This is a genomic window from Arthrobacter sp. SPT-J7, from assembly GCF_059089965.1.
The window spans coordinates 1-1,702 of the sequence record NZ_JBNHFF010000394.1; the positions used below are offsets into that span (position 1 = coordinate 1).

General features: G+C 66.0%; 2 protein-coding genes and 1 pseudogene. All 3 read right to left on the reverse strand.

Features of this window, described 5'->3' with window-relative positions; translation table 11 throughout:
- Positions 1–185, reverse strand: a pseudogene (locus AC5RWX_RS32975) (hypothetical protein); the annotation flags it as partial.
- 25 nt (positions 186–210) lie between these two features.
- The gene (locus AC5RWX_RS32980; protein WP_494100375.1) at positions 211–1,323 is read right to left on the reverse strand and encodes a S1C family serine protease; all 1,113 of its coding nucleotides are present in this window, start codon (positions 1,321–1,323) and stop codon (positions 211–213) included.
- 96 nt (positions 1,324–1,419) lie between these two features.
- On the reverse strand, positions 1,420–1,702 hold a 283-nt coding region (locus tag AC5RWX_RS32985), incomplete at its 5' end, for a TetR-type transcription factor C-terminal domain-containing protein (protein ID WP_494100376.1).

Below are 1,702 nucleotides of genomic sequence, written 5' to 3' on the forward strand. Positions count from 1 at the left end.
GGGCCGCCCGAGGGGACGCTGTAGGTGTCCGGGCGGATGCCATTGGCCTGTTCCTCGATCAGCGCCTGCTCTTCGCTGAAGCGAATCGCGTTGGCTTCGTCTGCGGCATCTTGGGGAATATCCTCGCGCATTTTAGACGGGTCCGGAATGATGTAGCCGGCGTCCGGTTCTTCCTTGGGGCTCATTTTCTAACCTTCCTCTCGGGTTGTACTACTGTGTTGGCCGGTCGATAAGGTCCGCTTTGATGTCCAGCGTCTGGTTATCCCGCCGGACTTTGAAGCCTACGGTATCGCCGGGGTTGCGGTTCCGGAGCTCGGCCAGGAGCTTCTCGGGCGCGTTCAGCTCCACTCCTTCCATGGATTCAAGGACATCGCCCGGGCGGATTCCGGCCCGGCCCGCCGGACCGTCCTCGTCCACGGACAAAACGACGACGCCGGTGGTCGCATCGATGCCCAGCTGGTCCGCGATCTGCGGCGTCAGTTCGCCCGGGGTGAGACCGAGATAGGCATGTTCGGCCGTGCCGTCGGCGAGCAGCTCCTCCGCCACTTGGACGGCGGTGGCGGCAGGGATGGCAAAGCCGAGGGAGACGGCGCCGGCAGATGGCGGGATGTACGCCTCGCTGATGCCGATGATCTCACCGCGCATGTTGATGACAGCGCCGCCGGAATTGCCGGGGCTGATGGGCGCGTCGGTCTGGATCAGGTCCACCAGGGACAGGCTGTTGGAGGCCGAGCCGGGGATCGAGCGGTGGAGCCCCGAAATGATGCCGGACGTGGCGGTATTCTCGAATCCCAGCGGGGAGCCCAGAACCAGGGCACCCTCGCCCACGCGCGGAAGATCGGTCTGGTAGGTGGGCTTGGGCAGGCCGGTGCGGTTGGCCTGGACCAGGGCCAGATCCGTGACGGCATCCGTGGCCCGCACCGTCCCCTCCACGCGCTGGCCGTCGGCGAAACCGACCTCAACCCTGGTGTTTCCCCGAACCACATGCTCATTGGTGAGGATGAGGCCGTCCTCGGAATAGACCACGCCGCTGCCCAAGCCGCCTTCGGTGAAGATGGTCACTACGGACGGGGCCAGGTTCTCCACCAGCTGGGGAAGGCCGCCGGCTGCATCCGGCGCGGGGGCGTTCACACTGGGTGAGGCGGTGGCGTTGGGAGAGCTGTTGGTGCCGGCGGTGTTTGCAGCGGACGGTTCGGTGGGGGCCGGGGGAGCGGGCGAACCGGTGCACGCCGTGAGGGCCAGGGACACCGCCAGGACAGCGCCTCCGGCTGCTGCACGGAGGCGGGCAGGCCGGCGGGCTCCTCGGCTGATGGTGGTGCTCATGGACGTCCTCCTGCGGATGCTGGCTGGTCCTACCACCGTAACCGGGCAGCCGCAGAAATACCAAGCACACTTAGTATCTTGTTCGGAGAGGGTAGTTCAGGGCTGGGAGTGGAGCCCGTCGAATGCCATGGTGATGACGTCGTCGGCAAGCTTTTCAGGTGAAAGGGACCCGCCGGGCTTGTACCATTCGACGATCGAGTTGATCATGCCGAAGAGGAGCCGGGTGACGGTCCGGGGGTCAATGTCCTGGCGCAGGGAGCCTTCGTCCCGGGCGTTGGAGATCAGCGCGGCCACCTTGTGGTCAAAGGTGCGGCGCCGCTCCAGGGCGTCACGTTCGATCTCGGTGTTGCCGCGCAGGCGCAGGAGCAACGTGACGAAT

What these genes read in the sequence shown, in the direction of transcription:
- AC5RWX_RS32980 (WP_494100375.1), bottom strand. Translation starts at nt 1,323, where the DNA reads ATGAGCACCACCATCAGCCGAGGAGCCCGCCGGCCTGCCCGCCTCCGT.